This is a genomic window from Streptomyces sp. NPDC107522, assembly GCF_055657525.1.
The window spans coordinates 1-17,498 of the sequence record NZ_JBVKAU010000022.1; the positions used below are offsets into that span (position 1 = coordinate 1).

General features: G+C 71.0%; 13 protein-coding genes and 1 pseudogene. 2 read left to right on the top strand and 12 right to left on the bottom strand.

The genetic code is table 11. The features are described 5' to 3' along the window. The 9 genes and pseudogenes from ACZ7L6_RS38985 to ACZ7L6_RS39025 form a co-directional block, all read right to left on the bottom strand. Nucleotides 1-150, bottom strand: a pseudogene (locus ACZ7L6_RS38985) (serine hydroxymethyltransferase); the annotation flags it as partial. After that, nucleotides 147-584, bottom strand: coding sequence for a glycine cleavage system protein GcvH (gene gcvH, locus ACZ7L6_RS38990; protein ID WP_471932481.1), 438 nt, complete (start codon nucleotides 582-584; stop codon nucleotides 147-149). The gene gcvH and the pseudogene ACZ7L6_RS38985, both read right to left, overlap by 4 nt. Next, on the bottom strand, nucleotides 581-1,762 hold the full coding sequence (locus ACZ7L6_RS38995) for an NAD(P)/FAD-dependent oxidoreductase (protein WP_471932483.1): 1,182 nt from the start codon (nucleotides 1,760-1,762) through the stop codon (nucleotides 581-583). The genes gcvH and ACZ7L6_RS38995 overlap by 4 nt, the downstream gene beginning before the upstream one ends. Nucleotides 1,763-1,972: 210 nt before the next feature. Then, nucleotides 1,973-3,106, bottom strand: coding sequence for an aromatic ring-hydroxylating oxygenase subunit alpha (locus ACZ7L6_RS39000; protein ID WP_471932485.1), 1,134 nt, complete (start codon nucleotides 3,104-3,106; stop codon nucleotides 1,973-1,975). Between the two features lie 34 nt (nucleotides 3,107-3,140). Then, entirely contained in the window at nucleotides 3,141-4,466 is a 1,326-nt protein-coding gene (gene solA / locus ACZ7L6_RS39005) for an N-methyl-L-tryptophan oxidase (RefSeq protein ID WP_471932487.1), read from the bottom strand. 60 nt (nucleotides 4,467-4,526) lie between these two features. Further along, nucleotides 4,527-6,974 carry a GcvT family protein gene (locus tag ACZ7L6_RS39010; protein ID WP_471932489.1) on the bottom strand — a complete coding sequence of 816 codons (2,448 nt, stop codon included), beginning with the start codon at nucleotides 6,972-6,974 and terminating at the stop codon, nucleotides 4,527-4,529. Between the two features lie 81 nt (nucleotides 6,975-7,055). Continuing rightward, nucleotides 7,056-7,688: an MBL fold metallo-hydrolase gene (locus ACZ7L6_RS39015; RefSeq protein WP_471932491.1), complete on the bottom strand. Its 633-nt coding sequence runs from the start codon at nucleotides 7,686-7,688 to the stop codon at nucleotides 7,056-7,058. Then, on the bottom strand, nucleotides 7,685-8,770 hold the full coding sequence (locus ACZ7L6_RS39020) for an S-(hydroxymethyl)mycothiol dehydrogenase (protein ID WP_471932493.1): 1,086 nt from the start codon (nucleotides 8,768-8,770) through the stop codon (nucleotides 7,685-7,687). The genes ACZ7L6_RS39015 and ACZ7L6_RS39020 overlap by 4 nt, the downstream gene beginning before the upstream one ends. Before the next feature lie 302 nt (nucleotides 8,771-9,072). Then, entirely contained in the window at nucleotides 9,073-10,428 is a 1,356-nt protein-coding gene (locus tag ACZ7L6_RS39025) for an MFS transporter (RefSeq protein WP_471932495.1), read from the bottom strand. A gap of 162 nt (nucleotides 10,429-10,590) precedes the next feature. Between ACZ7L6_RS39025 and purU the strand changes: the two genes are divergently transcribed. Further along, nucleotides 10,591-11,463 carry a formyltetrahydrofolate deformylase gene (purU, locus tag ACZ7L6_RS39030; protein ID WP_471932497.1) on the top strand — a complete coding sequence of 291 codons (873 nt, stop codon included), beginning with the start codon at nucleotides 10,591-10,593 and terminating at the stop codon, nucleotides 11,461-11,463. A gap of 113 nt (nucleotides 11,464-11,576) precedes the next feature. After that, nucleotides 11,577-12,374 (top strand): IclR family transcriptional regulator, encoded by a 798-nt coding sequence (locus ACZ7L6_RS39035; RefSeq protein WP_471932499.1) that lies wholly within the window; start codon nucleotides 11,577-11,579, stop codon nucleotides 12,372-12,374. Between the two features lie 102 nt (nucleotides 12,375-12,476). On the opposite strand, the gene folP is transcribed toward ACZ7L6_RS39035, so the two are convergent. The 3 genes from folP to ACZ7L6_RS39050 all read right to left on the bottom strand — a co-directional run bounded on the left by folP (nucleotide 12,477) and on the right by ACZ7L6_RS39050 (nucleotide 17,495). Further along, nucleotides 12,477-13,424, bottom strand: a complete 948-nt coding sequence (gene folP / locus ACZ7L6_RS39040) for a dihydropteroate synthase (RefSeq protein WP_471932501.1) — start codon at nucleotides 13,422-13,424, stop codon at nucleotides 12,477-12,479. Nucleotides 13,425-13,543: 119 nt separating this feature from the next. Continuing rightward, a complete protein-coding gene (locus ACZ7L6_RS39045) occupies nucleotides 13,544-14,146 on the bottom strand; it encodes a sarcosine oxidase subunit gamma (protein WP_471932503.1) in 603 nt (200 codons plus the stop codon). Continuing rightward, on the bottom strand, nucleotides 14,139-17,495 hold the full coding sequence (locus ACZ7L6_RS39050) for a sarcosine oxidase subunit alpha family protein (protein ID WP_471932505.1): 3,357 nt from the start codon (nucleotides 17,493-17,495) through the stop codon (nucleotides 14,139-14,141). The genes ACZ7L6_RS39045 and ACZ7L6_RS39050 overlap by 8 nt, the downstream gene beginning before the upstream one ends. Nucleotides 17,496-17,498 lie beyond the last annotated feature (3 nt).

The window sequence follows — 17,498 nt, forward strand, 5'->3', positions numbered from 1 at the left end:
GACCGAACCCTGCGCCTCCATCACCGCGAGCGGCGCGAAGTTCTCGGAGGCGATCATCTCCAGGGTGGACTGCTGACGCTCCAGCTCGGCGTCGACCGCGGCGGCCACCTCCGGGTCGAGCTCGTGCAGGGGCTGGTTGAACAGGGTCATCGGCGGTCTCCTCGGGTGTGGGCACAGTGGGCGGCGTAGGCATCGGCGTTCAGCGCGCCGGCGATGTTCTCGACCCGCAGCCGGAACAGCCAGCCGCCGGTGTAGGGGGCGGCGTTGACGACGCCGGGGTCGTGGGCCAGCGCGGGGTTGACTTCCAGGACGCGGCCCGAGGCAGGGGCGTACAGGCCGCTGACGGCGGTCCGTGACTCGATCCGCCCGCAGCTCTCCCCTGCCTCGACCCAGGTCCCGACGTCGGGCAGTCGGAGGTGGACGACATCACCGAGGGCTTTCGCCGCGAACGCGGTGATGCCGACGGTGGCGTTGCCCTCGTCCACGACCAGCCATTCGTGGTCCCAGGTGTAGCGCAGGTGCCGCGGAACGCTCTGGGCGGTCTCCGCTGCGGATTCCGGGGAGAGTCGGGGCGCGGAGCTCATGACACGACGGCCGCGGCGGCGGGGACGAGGGTGCGGCGGAGCCGGTTGAAGAACTTCGGCTGGTTGAGGGAGAGCACGGCGACGGGGGTGCCCTCGCGCCGGTAGACGGCCGTGAAGGTGCGGCTGTCGATGTCGCCCTCGACGACCTCGGGTGCGGCGCCGGGACCGACGTACCCGGCGACCTGGATGCGGACCTGGTACTGGTCGGACCAGAAGTACGGCGGGGTGAGCGGGGCTTCGGCCGACACACCGGTCAGCAGGGTGCGGGCGGCGGTCTTCGCCTGCTCGGTGGCGTTGCTCCAGTGCTCGATGCGGGCGTGCCGTCCGGTGAACGGGTGGGGGCAGCGGGCGACGTCACCGACGGCGACCACGCCCGGGACGCCGGTCGAGCAGCCGGAGTCGCACACCACGCCGTCGTCCACCTGCACACCCGAGCCGGCGAGCCAGTCGGTGTTGGGCCGCACGCCCACGCCGGCCACGACGATGTCGGCGGGCAGCACCCTCCCGTCCGCGAGCCGTACGCCCGTGACCCGGCCCTCGCCGATCAGTTCCGCCACACCGGTGCCGCACAGCAACTGAACACCGTGATCGCTGTGGAGCGAGGAGACCACCAGTCCCATCTCGCGTCCGAGTTGACGCTCCAGCGGGACAGGGAGCGCCTCGACGACGGTGACGTGGAGTCCGAGCCGGTGCGCGGTGGAGGCCACCTCCGCGCCGATGAAACCGGCGCCGATGACGACGACGCGGGGCAGGCCGTCGAGCAGTTCGGCGCGCAGGGCCTGGGCGTCCTCCAGGGTTCGCAGAGTGTGGACGCCCGCCAGTCCGTCGGTGCCGGGGAGGGTACGGGGGGTGGCGCCGGTCGCGATGACAACGCCGTCGGTGCGCACATGGCGTCCCCGGGCCAGGGTGATCGTGCGGGCGACGGGGTCGAGCCGCACGGCGCGCTCGCCGAGCAGCCACTGCGCGTCCAGGACCTCGTACTCGTCCGCGTCGCCGAGCGCGAGGGCGTCGGCGTCGATGTCGCCCTTGAGGAAGTCCTTGGACAGCGGCGGACGGTCGTAGGGAGTGTGGCGCTCCTCCCCCACGACGACGATCTCGCCGTCGTAGCCCTCTGCGCGCAGCGCGCGGACCGTGCTCAGGCCTGCCAGCGACGCTCCGACGACGGTGATGCTCCTCATGCCGGCTCCAGACGGGATGTCTCATATGACACAACGACAATCGCTATGCGCAACATGGTTTCGATGGAATTCGGGGGTGTCAAGGGAGGAACCACATATCGGTTCCCGATCACGCACAGGGTTGCACTCACCGCAACACCTGTCCCCTGGCCCGCCCACCTGCCGGAGGGGCCGCAACAGCAGGTGGGCGGGCGGTACCGGGGGGCGGGGTCAGTGCGTGGGCCGGACCTCGAGCTTGTTCTGCAGCCAGGTGTGGAACTCGCCGATGTGGTGCTCGCTGGGCACCAGCACGCCGCCCTTGGCATACGCCTTCGAGCTCATCGCCGGCTGGGTGCGTTCGCAGGCGTCGAAGTCCTGCTGGTTGACCCGGTGGAACAGTTCCACCGAACGCTCCACGTCCTTGCCGCTCTCCACGACGTGCGGCAGGTACAGCCAGTCGCACTCGACGACCGTGCGGTCGGGTGCCATCGGGTACATCCGGTGGAAGATCACGTGGTCGGGCACGAGATTGATGAACACCTGGGGCCTGACGGTGATCGCGTAGTAGCGGCGGTCCTGATCCTCGGCGACCCCGGGAATGCGGTCCAGACCCTCCGAGCCGTCGACGGTGAAGCCCTGGACGTCCTCACCGAACTCCGCGCCGTGGCCGACGTAGTACTGGGCGGCGTAGCCGTCCGCGAACTCCGGGAGTACCTCCGTGAGTTCGGGGTGGATGGTGGCGCAGTGGTAGCACTCCATGAAGTTCTCGATGATGAGCTTCCAGTTCGCCTTCACGTCGTAGGTGATACGGCGGCCCACCTGGAGGTTGTCGATGCCGTAGCGCTCGATCGACTCGAGGTCGCCGAGGCGTTCGACGACCGCGCCCTGCACGTCCGCCTCGAAGGACGGCGGGTTGTCGGCGAGGCACACCCACACATACCCGAGCCACTCCCGCACATGGACGTTGATCAGGCCGTACTCGGTCCGGTCGATGTCCGGCATCGACGTCAGGTTCGGGGCCGCGACCAGCTTGCCGTCCAGGCCGTAGGTCCAGGCGTGGTACGGACACTGGAAGGCGCGCTTGACCTCGCCGGACTCCTCGGTGCAGAGCTTGGCGCCGCGGTGCCGGCAGATGTTGAGGAACCCCTTGATCGAGCCGTCCCGCGAGCGGGAGATCAGCACGCTCTCGCGGCCCACCTGGTAGGTGCGGAAGGCGCCGGGCTTGTCCAACTCGGCGGCGCGGGCCACGCAGAACCACATGGCCTCGAAGACCCGCTCCTGTTCCTGGGCGAAGACCTCGGGGTCCGTGTAGTACTCGCCGGACAGCGTGGGGATCAGGCTGGGCGGCAGGTTCGTGATGGTCATCGTGTCACCTTTGGAGATTCGGACGTTCGGAAAGTCAGACGCGTACGCGGCGCGGGTCGAACAGGGCGATGGGGTGGTCGGTGGTGCCTTCGGTGGCGAGGTCGGCGAGGATCTCGCCGATGACGGGCACGAACTTGAACCCGTGGCCGGAGAAGCCGCAGGCCACCGTCACCTGCGGGTGCTCGGGGTGGTGGGCGAGGACGAAGTGCTCGTCCGGGGTGTTGGCGTACATGCAGGCGGCGGCCTTGAGGCAGCGGCCGGGCAGGGTGGGGATGCGCGGGCGCAGGTACTCGGCCATGGCCGCGATCTCGTCCGGGTGGATACGGCGGTCGAGGTGGTCGGGGTCGCAGGGCCCTGTCGCCACATTCCCGTCGTCCGCCTGAAGGGCGGGCCGCGCGGCGTCAGGTGCGTGCTCTCGGCGTGCCGGGCGGAGGCCCTCGTACTGGTTGTACGTGGGCCTTCGCCCGGTGCGGCGAGAGTGCGTGCATGGCGTCGCGCGGCAGGCGGGAATGTGGCGACAGGGCCCAGGGACGCCCTTGCGGAAGAAGGCGACCTTGGCGCCGCCGTCGGGTCCGTCCAGCGCGGGGAAGCCGTAGATCTGGGTGCCGTCCGGGTCCTCCCAGATGTAGACGGGGTGGCGTTCGGCGCTGAACGGGCGGGTTCCGCCCTCGGGCTGGAACCAGTACATGACCTGTCGTTCCACCGTCACGCGCACGCCGAGGTCGGACAGGAGCTTCGGAGCCCAGGCGCCGGGAGCGATGACGAGCCGGTCGGCGGTGTAGGCGCCGCGGTCGGTGACCACCCAGGCCCTGCCGCCCGGGCCGTCGGCCTCCCAGCCGAGGACCATCTCCGCGAAGTGCAGGTCTGCGCCGTGGGCCCGGGCCAGGTCCAGGTGGGCGGTGACGGTCGCCTCGGGCCGGGCGATACCGGCCTTGCGCTCGTGGAAGGCGACGTCCTCGGCCGCCGGGTTGAAGGTGGGGAAACGGCGCCGGATGTCGGCGGCGCCCAGGACCTCGTGGTCCAGGCCCCACTCGTGGGCGCTGCGCAGGGTGCCGGCGAAGGCGTCGCTCTCCTCGCGGCCGATCATGAGACCGCCGGTCTCGGTGAAGACCTCGCGGCCGGAGTCGACGGCGAGCTTCTCCCAGAGTTCATGGGCACGGAGGAGCAGGGGCACGTAGGCCGGGTCCTCGAAGTACGCCTGCCGGTAGATGCGGGAACCGCCGTGGCTGGAGCCGAGGTTGTGGGCCGGGCCGAAGCGCTCCAGGCCGAGCACCCGTTGGCCGCGGGCGGCGAGGTGGCAGGCGGCTGCGCTGCCCATCCCGCCCAGGCCGACGACGATCACGTCGTACGAAGAGGCCATGTGTCCATCTCCTGGGAATCTTGCCGATGAGGGTGTGGTTCTGCTGGGGCTCGGGCGCGTTCAGCGCCGGATGCGCGACATCTCGGGGTCGAAGAGGGGCTCTGCGGCGGTGACGGCCGGGACCTTGGCGCCGAAGTACTCGATCTCCACCGGGGTTCCGGGGGCGGCGTGTTCGGCGGGCAGCCAGGCGTACGCGATGGGCGCGCCGATCGTGTAGCCGTAGGCGGCGCTGGTCACGTAGCCGGCGGGGCGGCCGTGCACGTACACCGGTTCGTGGCCCATCACCACGGACCGCTCGTCCTGGACGACCAGCGGCGTGAGCCGGCGGGTGACCGTCCCGTCGCTCATGCCCTCCAAAGCGGCCTTGCCGGTGAAGTGCTCCTTGGTGCGGCGGACGGCGAAGCCGAGACCGGCCTCGTAGGGGTTGTGCTCGGTGGTCATGTCATGACCCCAGGAGCGGTAACCCTTCTCCAGGCGCAGGCTGTTGAAGGCGCTGCGGCCGGCGGCGATGATGCCCAGCTCCTGCCCGGCCTCCCACAGGGTGTCCCACAGCCTGGCGCCGAGGTCGGCGGTGGTGTAGATCTCCCAGCCCAGCTCGCCGACGTAGCTCAGCCGCATCGCGGTGACCGGGACGTCGCCGAGGTATGCCTGCTTGGCCTTGAAGTAGCCGAATCCCTTGTGCGAGAAGTCGGTGTCGGTGAGCGGCTGGACGAGGTCGCGGGCGCGCGGGCCCCAGACGCCGAGGCAGCAGGTGCCGGCGGTGATGTCCCGTACCTGCACGGAACCGTCGCCGGGCAGGCGTCGGCGCAGCCAGTCCAGGTCGAGGTTGCCGTTGGCGCCGATCTGGAAGCGCTCGGTCTCCAGGCGGGCGATGGTCAGGTCGCTGCGGACACCGCCGGCGGCGTCGAGCAGCAGGGTGTAGGTGACCGACCCGACCGGCCTGTCCAGCTGATTGGTGGTCAGGTTCTGGAGGAAGGCGAGCGCTTCGGGGCCGGTGACCTCCAGCCGCTTCAGCGGGGTCATGTCGTACAGGGCGACGCGCTCACGGGTGACGAGGGCCTCGGCACCGGCGATCGGCGACCAGTAGCGGGACGCCCAGGCGTTACGGCTGGGGACGCGGGCCACCTCGGGCAGGTCGGCGTTGGCCTCGTACCAGTGCGGGCGCTCCCAGCCGCCGCCCTCCAGGAAGACCGCTCCGAGGGCTTCCTGACGGGCGTGGAAGGGGCTGGTCCGCAGCGGGCGCGGGCGCTCGGCGGGCTGCAGCGGGTGCAGGATGTCGTACACCTCGGCGAAGTTCCGGCAGCTGCGCTCCATGACGTACGACGGCGCCAGCTGGACTTCCTCGAAGCGGTTGACGTCGCACGCGTGGACGTCGGTGCCGGGGCGGCCGTCGACCAGCCACTCGGCCATGGCCTTGGCGACGCCGGCCGAGTGGGTGACCCAGACGGCCTCCGCGACCCAGAAGCCCTGGACCTTCGGTGACTCGCCCATCAGCGGCATGCCGTCGGAGGTGAAGGAGAAGATGCCGTTGAAGCCCTCCTCGATCTTCGTGTCGGCGAGGGACGGGAGCAGGGCGAGGGAGTCGGCCCAGGCGCCCTCGAAGTCGGCCTCGGTGAAGGCCAGCGAGGACGGCATCGCGGCTTCGCTCGGGTGCGCCACCTCGTCCAGGGACACCGGTATGGGGCGGTGGGCGTAGGAGCCGATGCCGATGCGGTCGACGAGTTCGCGGTAGTACAGGCCGGCGTCCTGGTTGCGCAGGATCGGCAGGGAGGCCTCGGTGTGCTCGTCGTTGCGGCCGGCGAGCAGCGGGAGTTCGGTGGTACGGGCGTACTGGTGGGCCATGGGCACCAGGGGCACCGGCTGCCCGACCATCCGGCCGATCCTCGGGCCCCAGAAGCCGGCGCAGGAGACCACGATGTCCGCCGGGAAGGTGCCCTGGTCGGTGACGACCGCGCTGACCCGGTCGCCGGTCGTCTCGATGCCGGTCACCGTGTGGTGGGGGTGGAAGCGGGCGCCGCGGGCCGTCGCCAGGCGGGCCTGGGCCTCGCTCGCCCGCAGCGCCTTGGCCAGACCGTCGCTGGGGAGGTGGAAGCCGCCGAGGATGCGCTCGGGGTCGAGCAAGGGGTGCAGTGCGGCTGACTCCTCGGGGGTGAGGACGCGGCTGTCGACCCCCCAGGAGCTCAGCCAGCCGTGCCGGCGCTGGATCTCCGCCAGGCGCTCGGGGCTGGTGGCCACCTCCAGGCCGCCGACCTGGTTGAAGCACCACTGGCCGTCCAGGGTCAGCGCGCTGTACTTCTCGACCGTGTACCGGGCGAACTCGGTCATCGTCTTGGAGCCGTTGGTCTGGAACACCAGACCGGGGGCGTGCGAGGTGGAGCCGCCCGTGGCGAAGAGCGGCCCCTGCTCCAGAACGGTGACGTCCGTCCAGCCGCGTGCGGTCAGTTCGTCGCTGAGTGCGCACCCGACGATGCCGGCGCCGATGATGACCACCTTCGGCTGTGCCGCCATGGTCTTCCTCCAGGTTCGTAGTGCGGTGACGGGCTTCGTACTGCGGTGACGGGCTTCGTACTGCGGTGACGGTCGGGCGGGTCAGTGGCCGCGGGCGATCCACTCGTCGAGGTGGGGCGCCTCGGCTCCGATCGTGGTGGAGGGGCCGTGGCCGGTGTGGACGGTGGTGTCGGCAGGGAGGTTGAGCAGCCGGTCGCGGATGGAGGCGATGATCGTGTCGAAGTCGGAGAAGGAGCGGCCGGTGGCTCCGGGGCCGCCCTGGAAGAGGGTGTCGCCGGAGAACAGGGCGTTCAGCTCAGGCCCGTACAGGCAGACGGAGCCGGGCGAGTGCCCTGGGGTGTGCAGTACCTGGAGCTCGGTGCCGGCCACGGTCAGGTCCTCGCCGTCGATCAGCTCCCAGAAGTCGGGCACCCGCATGCCGTGCACCGTCTTCCACAGCACGGCGTCGGCCGGGTGGAGCAGGATCGGCGCGCCGTAGCGGGCGGCCAGGTCCGGAGCGACGCCCACGTGGTCGTTGTGGGCGTGGGTGCACACGACGGCGACCAGGCGCCGGTCGCCGACGGCGGCGGCGATCAGGTCGGTGTCGTGGGCGGCGTCGATGACGAGGACCTCGTCGTCGTTGCCGATGAGCCAGACGTTGTTGTCGACCTCCCAGCTGCCGCCGTCCAGTTCGAAGGTGCCGGAGGTGACGAGGCGTTCGATGCGCGCGGTCACAGGACCACCACCGAGCGCAGGACGTCGCCGTGGTGCATCTTGGCGAACGCGGCCTCCACGTCGTCCAGGCCGATCGTCTCGGTGACGAACTCGCCCAGGTCGAAGCGGCCCTGGAGGTAGAGGTCGACCAGGGCGGGGAAGTCCCGGGAGGGGAGACAGTCGCCGTACCAGGACGACTTCAGCGCCCCGCCGCGGCCGAAGACGTCCAGCAGGGGCAGGTCGAGGGTCAGCTCCGGGGTGGGGACACCGACCAGGACGGCGGTACCGGCCAGGTCGCGGGCGTAGAAGGCCTGCTTGAAGGTCTCGGGGCGGCCGACCGCGTCCACGACGACGTCGGCGCCGTGGCCGCCGGTCAGCTCGCGGATCGCCTCGACGGCGTCGGTCCGGGAGGAGTCGACGGTGTCGGTGGCGCCGAACTGCTCGGCCCACTTCAGCTTCCGCTCGTCGACGTCCACGGCGATGATGCGGGAGGCGCCGGCCACCTTCGCGCCCGCGATCGCGGCCATGCCGACGCCGCCGCAGCCGATCACCGCGATCGAGTCGCCGCGCCCCACGCCGCCGGTGTTGACCGCGGCACCGAACCCGGCCATCACCCCGCAGCCGAGCAGGCCGGCCGCGGCGGGCGAGGCGGCCGAGTCGACCTTGGTGCACTGGCCGGCGGCGACCAGGGTCTTCTCGGCGAAGGCGCCGATGCCGAGGGCCGGGGACAGCGGCGTGCCGTCGGCCAGCGTCATGGGCTGCGTGGCGTTGTGGGTGGCGAAGCAGTACCACGGCTTGCCCTTGCTGCAGGCCCGGCAAGTTCCGCAGACGGCGCGCCAGTTGAGGACGACGAAGTCGCCGGGCGCGACGTCGGTGACGCCCTCGCCGACCGCCTCGACGACACCCGCTGCCTCATGGCCGAGCAGGAAGGGGAACTCGTCGTTGATCCCGCCCTCGCGGTAGTGCACGTCGGTGTGGCAGACGCCGCATGCCTGCACCCGCACCAGCGCCTCACCGGGGCCGGGGTTCGGCACCAGGATGGTCTCCACCGAGACCGGTGCGCCCTTCTTCCGGGCGACGACGGCGCGTACCTCGTGTGTCACGGTCGATCTCCTCGTCGAGGGGACGGCCGAATGCGATCTTCGGGATCTTCGGCCTGATGTTCTGGGGAGGGAGGGGTCCGAGTGCCCAGCCAGGTTGCGTACTACGCAACTCTCTTCGCTATAAGCAACGACCGACCAAACTGTCTCCCCGCGGACACTCACTGTCAAGAGGTCGGTCGCGCGAACTTGCCATCCCGTCGGAAAACGGACGGCACAGGCCCGCAGACGTGCAGCGACATGCAGCCGGCCGGCCTCTCAGGAGGCCGGCCGGCTGCATGTCGCACGGTTCGGTGCCCGCCCGGTCAGGAGCGGCCCAGCCCGCTTTCGCGCAGGCTGTCGCGCCGCTCCTCACTGCCCGCCCCGGGCCGCATGGCGCCGGGCACGGCGCTGGTCTCGGCCAGGGTGCGACCTCGCGTCTCCTCGGCCCAGGCGAAGGACACCAGCCACCCCACCGCGGTGATGCCGGCGCCGATCAGCATGGTCGTGCCGATGCCCAGCCGGTCCAGGGAGATCGGCAGCAGATAGGTACCGGCGGCGGCGCCGATACGGCTGATCGACGTCGCCACGCCTCCCGCGGTGGCCCGGATACTCGTCGGGAACAGCTCGTTGGGATACGTCCACTCCAGCACCGTGGGCCCGCCCGAGAAAAGGGCGTAGGCGCAGAAACACGCGATGACCACCGCGACGGGGAGCGCCGAACCGCCGCCGAGCACCGCGAGCGGCACGACCATCAGGGCGAACGACCACACGATGACGGGGCGGCGCCCCACCCGGTCCACCAGACGCAGCGCGGGGATACAGCCCAGCACGAACACGACGCTGATCAGCGCCGAGCCGAGATTGCTCTCGTTGCCCTCCCCCAGCCCGAACGAGCCCAGGATGGCGGGACCGAAGGTGTACAGGGCGAACATCGGCGTGATCTGACACATGCAGAACAGCCCGCAGAACAGGGTTCGCCTCAGATAGGCGCCCTGGAACAGGTCACGGAACCGGCTCCGCTCCACCGACTGTTCGGCCGCCGAGGCCGCCAGCAGTTCCTCGACCGGGACGGTGCGGTCGAGGGCTTTCCTGATCGCTTTCTGGGCATCGGCCGTACGGCCCTTGTTGACCAGCCAGAGCGGCGACTCCGGCGTACCGATACGCATCAGCAGGATCAGGGCGCTCAGTACGGCGCCCGAGGCGAGCATCCAGCGCCAGGAGCCGTTGCCCCCGATCTCGGTCATCACATAGCCCACCACGTAGGCGGCCGCCGCTCCGACGTACCAGGCCAGGATGAGGATGCCCAACAGTCGGCCCCGGTGCTTGTTCGGCACCCATTCGGCGAGCAGCGACGTCGCGATCGGATAGTCGGCCCCGATGGCCATGCCGAGTACGAAGCGCAGCACGACGAACTGCCAGGTCTCGGTGGCGAACACCGACAGCACAGAGCCGCCGACGAGCACCGCCAGGTCGATGGTGTACATCGCCTCACGGCCGAGCCTGTCGGTGACGGGGCCGAAGAACAGGCCTCCCACGAAGATGCCGACCAGAGCGGCGGCACCGATGAGGCTCTCGTCCCCGGTGCTCAGGTTCAGTTCGTCGCTCATGCCGATGAGCGCGACGCCAATGATGCTGAGCAGGTAACCGTCCAGGAACCGGCCGCCGGCGCTGCGCTTCAAAGAACACGTTTCCTCATACGCAACCGAACATCGCTAGCGTGTCGCCGTCAAGGCGGGACGCCGAACCTCTCACCGACCCTTGACGATGCCTCACCCGGTCCGCATGATGTTGCATATAGCTCACAGCGTTGCGTAATACGCACCCAATGACGGAGGAAGGCAATGTCTCCTCGACCGCAGCCCGGCCGTGAGTTCATCCTCACCCTGTCCTGTCCCGACCAGGCCGGTCTCGTCCACGCCGTGACCACCTTTCTCATCGGCCACTCCGGCAACATCCTGGAGAGCCAGCAGTTCGACGACCGTCTGCAGGACCGCTTCTTCATGCGGGTCCACTTCGCCGTCTCGGACCCCGGCATCTCGCTGGAGGACCTGCGCACCGGCTTCGGCCCGGTCGGCCAGGCGTACGGGATCACCTGGCAGCTGCACGACGCCTCGACCCCGACGCGCACGCTGATCATGGTGTCGAAGTTCGGCCACTGCCTGAACGACCTGCTCTTCCGCAAGTCCACGGGCGCGCTCAACATCGAGATCCCCGCGATCGTCTCGAACCACCGGGACTTCGAGGGGCTCGCCGAGACGTACGGCATCCCCTTCCACCACGTCCCGGTGACCAAGGAGACCAAGGACCAGGCCGAGGCACGGCTGCTGGAGCTGGTGCGCGAGCTGGACATCGACCTGGTGGCACTGGCCCGCTACATGCAGATCCTCTCCGACGACCTGTGCAAGCAGCTCGACGGCAAGGCCATCAACATCCACCACTCGTTCCTGCCGAGCTTCAAGGGGGCCCGGCCCTACGTCCAGGCACACCGGCGCGGCGTGAAGCTCGTCGGCGCCACGGCCCACTACGTCACCCCCGACCTCGACGAAGGCCCGATCATCGAGCAGGACGTCGTCCGCGTGGACCACTCGCGCGACCCCGACGAGCTGGTCACCATCGGCCGTGACGTCGAGGCACAGGTACTCGCCCGCGCCGTCGAGTGGCACAGCGAGAGCCGCGTACTGGTCAACGGGAACTGCACGGTCGTCTTCCGCTGACGAACCGGCCGCCCTAGAGTGCGCGGAGACAGTCGGCGTCAAGTACCGAACCGGCCTCCTGCCCGGTCGCCGCGGCCCCTCGTAACACGCCGACGAATGCGTATAGTTGCGCTATGAGCAACTACGCCGCAGATAGCGAAACAACAGGCACCGTGGTGAACGGCGTGCAGTCCGTCGACCGCGCCGTCAGCGTCCTGGAGATCCTCGCCCAGCGCGGCGAGGCGGGCGTCAGCGAGGTGGCCGCCGAGATCGACGTGCACAAGTCGACCGCGTTCCGGCTGCTCGGGGCCCTGGAGGCGCGCGGCCTGGTCGAGCAGACGGCCGAGCGGGGCAAGTACCGGCTGGGCTTCGGGATCGTGCGCCTGGCCGGCGCGGTCACGGGGCGCCTCGACATCACCCAGCAGGGCCGGCCGGTGTGCGAGCGGCTCAGCGAGGAGATCGGCGAGACGGTCAACATCGCCGTCCTGCAGGAGCACTACGCCGTCAACCTCTACCAGGTGCGCGGCCCGGGCGCGGTCGGCACGCACAACTGGGTCGGGCAGCTGACCCCGTTGCACGCCACGTCCAGCGGCAAGATCCTCCTGGCCCACCTCTCGGAGAAGGAGCGCGCCGACGTGCTCGCGGCTTCCGGGACGCAGAAGCTGACGCCGCACACCCTGACCTCCAGGGCGAAGCTGGAGAAGAACCTCGCCGAGGCGCGGGAGCGGGGGTACGCGGTGGCGCTGGAGGAACTCGAGATCGGATTGCACGCCGTGGCCGCCCCGATCCGCTCCCGCGACGGCGAGGTGATCGCCGCCCTCAGCGCCTCGGGCCCCACGTACCGCTTCACCGAGGAACGCATGCACGAGCTCGCACCCGTGCTGATCAAGGGCGCGGCGGAGATCAGCCGCCGGATGGGCTATCTGGGCTGAGGCTCCGGCGACTGTGCGGGCTGTGGCTCCAGCGGCTGTCCGGGCTGAGGCTCGAGCGGCTGTGCAGGCTGAGGCTCAATGGGGGCGCGCCCCACGGGGCGCTCAGCGCAGCGACGACCGCGCCGACGCCGCCGCCCCGATCGCCTGCCGCTTGCCCGCCGCCTCGATGCCCCAGCGAGCCGTCACGCGCACCGCGTCGGCCGTGGAGGCGACATCGTGCACGCGCAGGCACCAGACGCCCTGCGCGGCGGCGAGCACGGACACGGCGCTGGTCGCGGCGTCGCGCAGCCGGGCGGGGCGGGGTTCTCCCGTCGCCCGGTCGGCCAGCAGGCTGCCCAGGAACGACTTGCGTGACGCGCCGACGAGAACGGGGTGGCCCAGGGCCATGACGTCCCCGAGGCGCCCCAGGAGCTCCCAGTTGTGCTCGGGCGTCTTGGCGAAGCCCAGCCCGGGGTCGACGACCAGACAGCCGGGCGGTATCCCCGCCTCCAGCGCGGCGTCGATCCTCAGGCGCAACTCGTCGAGCACATCGGTGACGACGTCGTCGTAGACGGCGTGCGCCTGCATGCCGGCGGAGTGTCCACGCCAGTGCATCAGCACATACGGCGTTCCCGCGCGGGCCATCAGCGGCAGCATCGCGGGGTCGGCAAGGCCTCCTGAGACGTCGTTGACCAGCCGCGCACCCGCGTCCAGTGCTCGTGCGGCGACCTCGGCCCGCATGGTGTCGACGCTCACGATCGCGCCCGCCGCGGCGAGTTCCCGGACGACGGGCAGGACGCGTCGCAGTTCCTCCTCGACCGGTGGGCGTTCCGCGCCGGGGCGGGTCGACTCGCCGCCCACGTCCACGATGTCCGCGCCCTGTTCGAGCAGCGCGAGCCCGTGCGCTACGGCCGCGTCCGCGGCGAACGACAGCCCGCCGTCGGAGAACGAGTCCGGGGTGACGTTCACGACCCCCATGACCAGTGCCCGGCCGGGTCGTGGCAGCCCGTATGGGTGGCGGCCGGGCGTTCCGGGGTGCGGTGGGGTGGTGGTGTCAGCCGTGACGGTCACAGGGGCCAGCCTTCGATCGGTAGGGCGAAACTCAGTGCGCACATCTCACTGCGCAAAGCCCTGTGGGAGCCCCTCGACGGAGCTCCCACAGGGGGACGGGGCAGTCCCGTCCATACTGCTCAGACGTATTCCGTCGCCGCGTCGAGCAGCCAGTCCGCCAGATAGCCGGCGAACGTCGAGCGCACCAGGACCCAGAACCCGGCCCTCGGTTCGTCCCGGGCGACCAGGACGACCTGCGTGCGGCCCAGGGTCGTCTGGGCGCAGCGTCCGACGCCGAAGACCCGCGGATGCAGGTCCAGCGAACAGCCGTGGGCCAGCAGGTCATGGGCGCGGGAGCCCGAGACGAGGAGCGTGGTGCGCTGTGCGGAGACGTCGGTGACCGAGACGGGCTCGTCGCCCGCGGCCTCCCGGATCCGGCTCTCCAGATCCCGCTCGCTGCCCGGCGGTCCCACCAGCAGCCACTCGTCGGGGCCGAGCCACAGCGCGGTCGACTCCCCCGCGCGGACGACGGTGTTCGGCTGGAGCGGCAGTTGCAGGTCCAGGGCGAGTCCGACGGCTGCCGCCGCCGCTCCCTTGGCGTCCAGGCGCACGTTGAGCTGGGCCAGGAAGGGAAGTTCGGCCAGCCGGATCGCACCCCCGGACGCGTGGGTCGCGGCGGCCAGCCGGTCGGCGACGCGCGACAGCGGGCTGCGCAGCGGGGCGGTAAGGGCGGTCTCAGCCATCGCGGCGTGCTCCCTCGGGGTCGTAGAGGACGGGGCCGGCCACGGTCACCGGCACCAACTGGTCACCGACGGGGGCGTACAGCCGCTCGCCGATGCGGTCCCGGCCGCCCTTGATCAGGGCGAGCGCGAACGTCCGGCCGAGGGCCGCGCTGCGGTAGCTGGACGTGACATGGCCGAGCATGGGGACGGGCGGGGTCGGCAGCACACCCTCGGCAACCAGGTGGGTGCCCTCCGGGAGGAAGGTCGCCGGGTCCTCGGGGAGCAGGCCGACCAGGTGCTTGCGGTCGGGGCGGGAGGTGTCGGCGCGGGCGTAGGAACGCTTGCCGATGAAGTCCGGCTTCTTCTTCGACACCACCCAGCTCATGCCGAGGTCCTGGGGGGTGACGGTGCCGTCCGTGTCCTGGCCGATGATCGGGTAGCCCTTCTCGGCGCGCAGGACGTGCATGGTCTCCGTGCCGTACGGGGTGATGCCGTACGGGGCGCCGGCCTCGTACACCGCCTCCCACAGGGCGAGGGCCCGCCACGGTGACACGTTGATCTCGAAGGCGAGTTCGCCGGAGAAGCTGATCCGGCAGACCCGGGCCTCGATGCCCGCGACGGTCGTCTCCCGCCAGGCCATGAACGGGAAGTCGTCGTTGGCGACGGCCAGTTGGGGCGCGAGCGCGGCGAGGACCGCACGGGACTTCGGGCCGACCAGGGCGACCGTGGCCCACTGCTCGGTCACGGAGGTGCAGTGGACCTTCAGTTCGGGCCACTCGGTCTGGAGCCACTCCTCCATCCAGTCGAGTACGGCGGCGGCGTTGCCCGTCGTCGTGGTGACCAGGAAGCGCTCCGGGGCGACGCGGATGACCGTGCCGTCGTCGAAGACCATGCCGTCCGGGCGGCACATGACGCCGTAGCGGATCATGCCGACCTTCAGGGTGCTCATCATGTTGGTGTAGAGCCGGTCGAGGAAGACGCCGGCGTCCGGGCCCTGGACGTCGATCTTGCCGAGGGTGGAGGCGTCCATGAAGCCCACGCTCTCGCGGGTCGCCCGGCACTCGCGCAGTACGGCGGCTTCCATGTCCTCGCCGTCCTGCGGGTAGTACCAGGGGCGCTTCCACTGGCCGACGTTCTCGAACAGGGCGCCGTGCGCGACATGCCACTCGTGGATGGCGGTCGTGCGGACCGGGTCGCTCAGCGCTCCCCGGTCGCGGCCCGCGAGGGCGGCGAAGGAGACCGGGGTGTACGGCGGACGGAAGGTCGTCGTGCCGAGGGCCGAGATGTCCACGCCGAGGAGTTCGGCCACCACGCCGCTGGCCAGGACGCCGGAGGTCTTGCCCTGGTCGTTGGCCGTGCCGGCCGTGGTGTAGCGCTTGGTGTGCTCGACCGAGCGCAGGCCGGCGCCGGTCGAGCGGGCCAGGTCGTCGACGGTGACGTCACGCTGGAGGTCGACGAAACGGGGGCCTTCCGCGTCGCCCGGGACGACGTACACGTGCATCGGCGGCGTCTGCCGCGGCTGCGCGGGCACCTCCGGGAGGCGCGGTGCCCCGGGCGTGTAGCCCTCGGCCTCGACCGCGCGGGCGCCGGCGGCCGCGCCCTGTGCCAGGACGGTGGCCGCATCGAGGGAACCGCTCGCGCTGCCGACGACCTCGACCGCCTGACGGGTGGTGTCGGGGACGAAGGAGCCCAGTGTGTCGTCGTAACGCAGCTTGCCGCCGGACTGGCTGAACAGGTGCGCCACCGGGTTCCAGCCGCCGGAGACCAGCAGCAGGTCGGCGGCGAACTGCCGGCGGCCCGCGGACTCTCCGTACGGGGCGACGGTCACGGCGGTGAGGCGGGCGTCGCCGCCTTCCGTGCCGGTGACGGCGTGGCCGGGCAGGACTTCGATCCCGGCCGCCCTCGCGCGCTCGGCCCACTCCCCCGGTTCGGGGCGGGTGTCGACGATCGCCGCGATGGCCAGGCCTGCCGAGGCCAGGTCCAGGGCCGCCTCGTACGCGCTGTCGTTGGTCGTGAAGACGACCGCGTGGCGGCCGGGCAGGGCGCCGTGGCGGTTGACGTGGGTGCGGGCCGAGGAGGCCAGCATCACGCCGGGGCGGTCGTTGTCCGCGAAGGCCAGCGAGCGCTCGTGGGCGCCGGTGGCGAGGACGACTCGGCGCGCGCGGATGCGCCAGACGCGTTCGCGGGAGACGTTCTCCGGGGCTTCGGCGCCGAGGTGGTTGGTGCGGCGCTCGACGGCGAGGAGGTGGTTGTCGTCGTAGTAGCCGAAGACGGTGGTGCGGGGCAGGACGCGGACCTCGGGGGCGGCTTCGAGCTGCTCCCGGACCTCCCGCACCCACTCGAGGTGTTCGGCCGTGCCGAGGAGGCTGCCGCCGAGCTCCGGCTGGTCGTCGGCGAGGATGACTCGGGCGCCGCTGTTCGCCGCGGCCGCCGCTGCCGCGAGGCCGGCCGGGCCGGCGCCGACGATCAGCAGGTCGCAGTGGGCGTGTACGGCGTCGTAGCGTGCCGGGTCCGGTTCCGTGGCGAGGCGGCCCTGGCCGGGGAGGCTCGTTGCCACGAGGCCGTCGTAGAGCTCCACGGTCGTGGCGGGGAGCATCGGCTCCGGGAAGGGTTCCTCGATCTGGATGACCGCGTTGGGCTCTTCGACGCCGGCGGAGAAGATGCCTCGGGGGCGGCCGAGCTTGATGCTGGTGCCGGTCCGGATGACGCCGTTGGCGAGGAGGGCGGAGGCGAGGGTGTCGCCTCGGAAGCCTCGGTATTCGGTGCCGTCGAAGGTGAAGGTGAGGGGGGTGTCGCGGTCGATTCGGCCGCGGGTCGCGTGGCGGAACGGTTGTGTCTCGCCCCCGCCGCCCCTACCCGTCCCATCCTGAAGGGGCTCCGCCCCTTCGACCCCGCTGGGGGCTGCGCCCCCAGACCCCCCTTCGGCCTGAACGGCCTCGTCCTCAAACGCCGGACGGGCTGAGATTGCCTGGACCGGCACCGACGAGTGGCCGTCCGCGCCCTGAGGCGAAGCCCCCTGCGGGTGGGCGGGGGATTGGGACGGTGTTGCCGCGTCCCCAAGCGCCGGACGGGCTGAAAGAACTGACCTTGGCTCAACAGGTGCCGGGCGTTCCTCTCCCGTCCTGTACACCGTCAGGATCTCGTTCGTCGACGTGTCCCGTACCGCGTTGAACCAGCGGCGGCAGCCCGCCGCGTGGCTCCAGCGTTCGGCGAAGGGGCCCTTCGGGTTGTCGCGGAAGAACAGGTAGCGGGCCCACTCCTCGTCGGAGAGGGACGCCGGGTCCTCCGGGTAGGGCACGTGGGCCTGGCCGCCGTAGTGGAACTCGGCCTCGTCGCGGGGCCCGCACCACGGGCAGGGGATGAGCAGCATGGA